The sequence below is a fragment of the Pseudomonas juntendi genome, from assembly GCF_009932375.1.
Lineage (GTDB): Bacteria > Pseudomonadota > Gammaproteobacteria > Pseudomonadales > Pseudomonadaceae > Aquipseudomonas > Aquipseudomonas juntendi.
The window spans coordinates 1-5,536 of record NZ_BLJG01000368.1; the positions used below are offsets into that span (position 1 = coordinate 1).

The 5,536-nt window shown below is 63.5% G+C and carries 4 protein-coding genes; 1 reads left to right on the forward strand and 3 read right to left on the reverse strand.

Annotation, left to right across the window (positions count from 1 at the left end):
- Positions 1-124: 124 nt before the first annotated feature.
- A complete protein-coding gene (locus GYA94_RS26020) occupies positions 125-2,560 on the forward strand; it encodes a TonB-dependent siderophore receptor (RefSeq protein ID WP_161893391.1) in 2,436 nt (811 codons plus the stop codon).
- A 91-nt stretch (positions 2,561-2,651) separates the two neighbouring features.
- Here the strand turns inward: GYA94_RS26020 and GYA94_RS26025 are convergent, their stop codons facing one another.
- From GYA94_RS26025 to GYA94_RS26035, 3 genes are all read right to left on the reverse strand, one after another.
- Positions 2,652-2,843: a YhfL family protein gene (locus tag GYA94_RS26025; protein WP_003254720.1), complete on the reverse strand. Its 192-nt coding sequence runs from the start codon at positions 2,841-2,843 to the stop codon at positions 2,652-2,654.
- A gap of 113 nt (positions 2,844-2,956) precedes the next feature.
- Entirely contained in the window at positions 2,957-4,165 is a 1,209-nt protein-coding gene (locus GYA94_RS26030; RefSeq protein ID WP_161893392.1) for a hypothetical protein, read from the reverse strand.
- A gap of 10 nt (positions 4,166-4,175) precedes the next feature.
- Positions 4,176-5,536: hypothetical protein (locus GYA94_RS26035; RefSeq protein WP_161893393.1), on the reverse strand; the 1,361-nt coding region annotated here is incomplete at its 5' end.

Sequence of the window (5,536 nt, forward strand, 5' to 3'; positions counted from 1 at the left end):
GAAGCAGGCGACGCGGTGTTCATCAGTTATGAAAAATAATGCCAAGCCAGTTCCCTTTTTCCAATCGCGTTCGGTTAACCCGGCATAGCCCGTCCAACTCACCTTACCGACTCCAGAGACCCGCATGCCGACGCCCTTCCAACCCATGCTTCGCCTGGCGCTTGCCGCGCCCCTTTCGCTGTGTGCCGCCGCACCGCTGATGTTGCCGGCCAACCTGGCCCATGCCGAACAGCCCGCCGAAACCCGCTTCGATATCGCCCCCGGCTCGCTGGCCAGCGCCCTCAACCAGTTCAGCAGCCAGGCCGGCATCTACCTGGCCGGCAGCAACGAGCTGGCCGCCGGCAAGCTCAGCCAGGGCCTGCAAGGCCGCTACAGCGTGGCCCAGGGCCTGGCCCGCCTGCTACAGGGCAGTGGCTTGCAAGCGGTTGCACAAGGCAACGCCGGCTATGTGCTGCAACCGCTGGCCGAGGGCAACGCCCTGCAACTGGACGCTACCGCGATCAATGCAGCCACCCTGCTGGTCAGCAACGGCCAGAGCGACACGGGTTACCGTGCGGTCGCCAGCAGCACGGCCAGCAAGACCAGCAGCGCCCTGGCCGATACCCCACGCTCTGTCTCGGTGGTGACCCGCCAGCGCCTGGACGACCAGCAGTCACAAACCCTCACCGAAGTGCTGGGCTATGTGCCGGGCATTTTCTCGCCGCCCTTCGCCGGCGGCGATGGCCAGGCCGGCGACCTGTTCTTCATCCGCGGCTTCAACGCTACCGATTACGGTTATGGCCTGCTGCGCGACGGCCTACGGGTACAGGGCAACCGCTACGACACCAGCAGCGAACCCTATGGCCTGGAGCGGGTGGAAGTGTTCCGCGGGCCGACTTCGATCCTGTACGGTGAAAACGCCCCCGGCGGCGTGGTCAACCTGGTCAGCAAGCAGCCCACCGCCGAGCCCCGCGGGGAAGTGCAACTGAGCTACGGCTCGCACAACCGCCGCCAGCTGGGCGTGGACATTTCCGGGCCATTGACCGATGCGGGCAATGTACTGGGCCGCCTGGTGATGCTGGGCCGCAACGCCGACACCCAGGTCGACCACCAGCCCGACGACCGCCTGTATCTTGCCCCCTCGCTGACGCTGAATTTCGATGATGACAACAGCCTGACCGTGCTGGCCACCTATCAGCGCGACCGCACCCTGATGGAGCTGGGCTTCCCCGCCGCCGGTACCCTGCTGCACAACCCCAACGGCAAGATCGACAAGGACCAGTTGTCCGGCAACCCGGACTGGGACAACTTCGAGCGGGAAACCTGGAGCCTGGGGTACGCGTTCAGCCACCGCTTCAACGACACCTGGCAGTTCCGCCAGAACTCGCGCTACCTGCAGTCGCGCATCGACCGCCAGGAAATGTGGCCAGGCAACCTGAACGACAACGGCTTCGGCAGTACCCTCGGCAACACAGCCTACGACCGCTATAACAAGTCCATTGCCTACTCGCTGGACAACCAGTTCGAAGGCCACTTCACCCCCGGCGCCTTCGACCACACCGTGCTGGCAGGGCTGAGCCTGGACCGCACCTCATTCAACCAGGACTGGAATGCCGGCAACGGCGGCACCATCAACGTATTCGCGCCGGTCTGGAACGGCAAGCCGAGTACGCCGACGCCTGTGCAGAACGCCCTGCTGGAACAGACCATGTACGGCCTCTACAGCCAGCTGCAAACCAAGGTCGACCGGTGGGTGCTGCTGCTGGGCGGGCGCCTGGACCGGGTCAACAGCCAGTACCGCAACAAGGCAGGCACCCTCAACGCCGCGGCCGACATGAACAGCTGGGACAGCAAGTTCACCTGGCAAACCGGCGTGATGTACCAGTTCGACAATGGCCTGTCACCGTACGCCAGCTATGCCACCGCCTTCGCCCCGACCCAGCAGACCGAAAGCAGAAGCGGCCCACTCGACCCCACCACCAGCGAGCAGTACGAACTCGGCATCAAGTACGAACCCAAAGGTTGGAACACCGCCTTTACCGCATCGGTGTTTGACCTGCGCAAGAAGGACGATGTGCTCTACGACGCGGCCGTGGGTGACTACCGTCAGATCGGCGCCAGCCGCGCCAAGGGTGTGGAGCTTGAACTGAACAGCGACCTCAGCGAGCACGTCAACCTGACGGCCGCCTACACCTACACCGATTCGCGCATTACCAAGGACGTGGCTGGGTCGTTGTACGAAGGCCACCAGATGACCGGCGTGCCGCGCAACCAGGCATCGGTATGGGGCACCTACCGCTGGCGTGACGGGCTGCTCAAGGGCCTGCAGCTTGGCGGCGGCGTGCGCCACTTCGACAGCACCTTCGCCTACACCCCGGCCAGCCTGTACGGCACGCTGGATACGGGTGACGTAACCTTGGTGGACGCCAAGGTAGGCTACGAGATAGACGACAACTGGTCGGTAGAGGTGAACGCGCGCAACCTGTTCGACAAAGAATACGTGGCAGGCTGCAATAACGCCGGGCGCTGCTACTGGGGTGAAGAGCGCACCTTGCTCGGCACCGTTTCGCTGCGCTGGTAACCCTTGCCCGGATAACAAAAACCCCCGGCCATTTGCATGACCGGGGGCATTGGATCACGCCGCAAGGGGCGCGATCAGGGTACCGCCAAGATTACTGCTGCTGAGGCAGTTTATCGATCGGGCCGCAGCCACCGATGATCTTGGAGATGGAAACCGAAGGGTGGAACAGGTAGTCGTAGGTGCAGTTTTTCGGTTGGTTGTAAACCTGGCCAGTGCAACCCGACAGCAGGGCAACACCCGAAACGACAGCAACGGCTACAGTGGCCTTGAACAGCTTTTTCATTACTAAGTCCTTTAAATGAAACATTTGCGGCCATCGTCTGATGGCGGCGGGATGATACAGAAACTGAGCATTGGATCCAAGTCGCAGGGTCTTAAATGCTCAGCCCTTCCCCATCAATCGGTTTCCAGCTGGTACGCCTTGCTCACGAACACTGCTGCGAACAGGCTCTTGCCTTCCTTGAAGGTGTAGGTTTCCTCGAACTGGCCGTCTTCGACCAGCTTCTGCCCGATGGCACATTCGGAGTCGCTGTGGTTCTTCGCCTTCGCGCCGAAATCACTGCTCCACGATGACAGCCCCACTTCCTGGCAGAATGCCGCGAACTTGGCCTTGGGAACCCGCTGCTGGTAATCGTTGAACGCCTGCTTGAGCGGCTTGAAGCCGCTGTAGCTCAAGGTGTAGTTCTCGACCTTGGCCTTGCGGGCAAAGCCGCTCACCGCCTCCGCCAGCACCGCCTGGCCGGAATACGCGCTGTAGGCGCCGATCACCATGGCACTCAGGGCGCTCTTGAGCTGGGTTTCAACATCGTCCAGCTCCGGCAGCGACTGGAACTCGGCCTTGCGCACGATCTCACCGACCTTGGAGCCGTCGTTGCGGTGGGTAACCACGAACGTCATCGAGCCTTCACCGTCGCTGGAGCGCTTGATGGTGAAGTCCAGGTCGACCTTGGTACCAAAGTCGCCGGTACTGCTGACCAGGAAGGCACCGGTCACCGGCTGGCGCACGGCCATGTTGCCCCCCCAGTTGAAACTCGACGGGGCGGCGCGCCCGTTGGCGAGCAGCTCGGCCCGTGGCTGGATCTCGTCGCTGACATCGGCCACCAATACCACCTCGGCGCCCTTGGTGGCCACGAACGGGTTGCCCATCTGCATGCCCAGCAACTGCACATGGATGCTGCCGTCCTTGCTGTCCCCGTCATGGGCCAGCTTCAGCGCATCTGCCTTCAGGTACACGCCGGCCACATCGCGGCTGGCATTGAGCTGGTACTTGGCCCAACCGGCCAGGCCTTCCTCGGCGGCACTGCCCTGTACCGACTCCATCAGGCCTGACAGGCCGCGCATAAACTGCTGAGCCCCGTTGGTCTGTGCGGCGGCCACGCGGATCTCCGGGTCGGCCACGGTCAGGTTGCCGGTAAACGCCGAGTAGGAAATGTCGCCCTCGGACAAGACGTCTTCCAGGAAGTAGCGCTCCTTGAAGTCGTCGTAGTAGGCCATCGCAGCCTTCTTGCCCGAGCTGGAAAGCAGGGCATAGCCACCGCCGAGCACCAGCACCGCTGCGGCCACACCGCCCATCAGCAGCTGCTTCTTGTTCATCTGTTTGATCATGGTGTTTGCCTCACTGGACCATGGCGGAAGCGTTGTTCCAGTCGTTCACGTACTGTTGGGAGACCTCGGGGGTCCAGCTGAAATCGATGCCGGCGTTGGGGAATTCCTTGGCCAGTACGGCACCGAACGACACGCGGTCGGCGCAGTGTTCCTGCTTGCAGGCCGCAGGCTCGCCGGCGCTGTAGGCGCGGTAGGTGGGCACCGCGCGGCCGTCGTCCAGCGGGTAGTACGGCGTGGCGTTGGCCACTTGGGTTACGTACCAGCCCTCGCCGTATTCCTCGTCCGCGACCAGGCGGCCTTTGCTCGGGAAGTCGATGCTGTAGAAGTCGCCCTGCTTGCCGGTTACATGCACCATCATCGTCGCCACAGTGGCCGAGGTCGCCGGGTTCTGCTGCTCCAGTGGCGACGCGAAGCGCACCTTGATGCCGGCCATCTGCGCCAGCGCCTCGGTTTCACGCCCCTTGAACTCGCTCATGCCGTCCTGCAGCTGCTGGTAGCGCTCCAGCACACGGGTGTGCACGCGCGCCAGTTCCTGCTGGCGCTGGCGCAGCTCGCGCTGGCGCTGCTGCTCACGCTGTACCGCCCAGTTGGCACCGTCGCGCACATCGAAGAACAGGCCTTGGCGGTTGATGCCGATGCGGTTGCGGGTGATCTTCTGCGCGTCATTGCCCCAAAGGCTGTTGGTGATGGCCGAGATGTCCTTGACGATCAACAGGGTGGCCACATCGGTGGTGGACGGCGAGGCGGTCTTGACCAGGTCGAAGATCTCCAGCGCGGCCTCCTTGTACTTGGCCGGGTCCAGGGCAAATGATTCGTCCGGGGTGACCGCCACGTAGTACGGGTCGCTGCCGAACGGGCGCAATACGCCATAGCTGGAACGGCTGAAGGTCAGGTACACCTTCATCTGCCGGCCGGGGATTTCACCCACCAGGAATGCGGCCTGGTCTGCGTCGGCAGTCAGGTAGGAAACCGCCTTGTCCTTCACTGCGGCCTCCAGGCGCTTGGTGAAGATCAGGCCACTGGGGTGGGCATAGACCTTGTCCCAGTTATCGCCACGATAGGTACCCACCGCTTTCCAGCTGATTCTGTCGAAGCTGCCTTGGCCAAAGCCGGATGCCGGGCACGGCATGGCAGGGGTGGTGCCGAACGACAGGGTGTCGCCTGCACCGATGATCGATTTGCTCAGTACCCATTTGCAGCCGGCGCCGTCGGTTACCTGCATCAGGTTGGGGTTTGCCAGGACCACCGGGCGGCCAAAGTCCGAGCTCGGGGCTGCGGCCACTGCTGGGGCTGGGGCCGCCGCGGGTGGTGCAGCAGGGGCTTGGGCGGGCGCAGCAGGCGCTGGTTCTGCGGCTACGGCGGGCGCCGGTG

Excerpts from the sequence above, each read along its gene's own strand:
- GYA94_RS26025 (WP_003254720.1), bottom strand. The coding sequence starts at position 2,843 with ATGAAAAAGCTGTTCAAGGCCACTGTAGCCGTTGCTGTCGTTTCGGGT.
- GYA94_RS26020 (WP_161893391.1), top strand. The coding sequence starts at position 125 with ATGCCGACGCCCTTCCAACCCATGCTTCGCCTGGCGCTTGCCGCGCCC.
- GYA94_RS26030 (WP_161893392.1), bottom strand. The coding sequence starts at position 4,165 with ATGATCAAACAGATGAACAAGAAGCAGCTGCTGATGGGCGGTGTGGCC.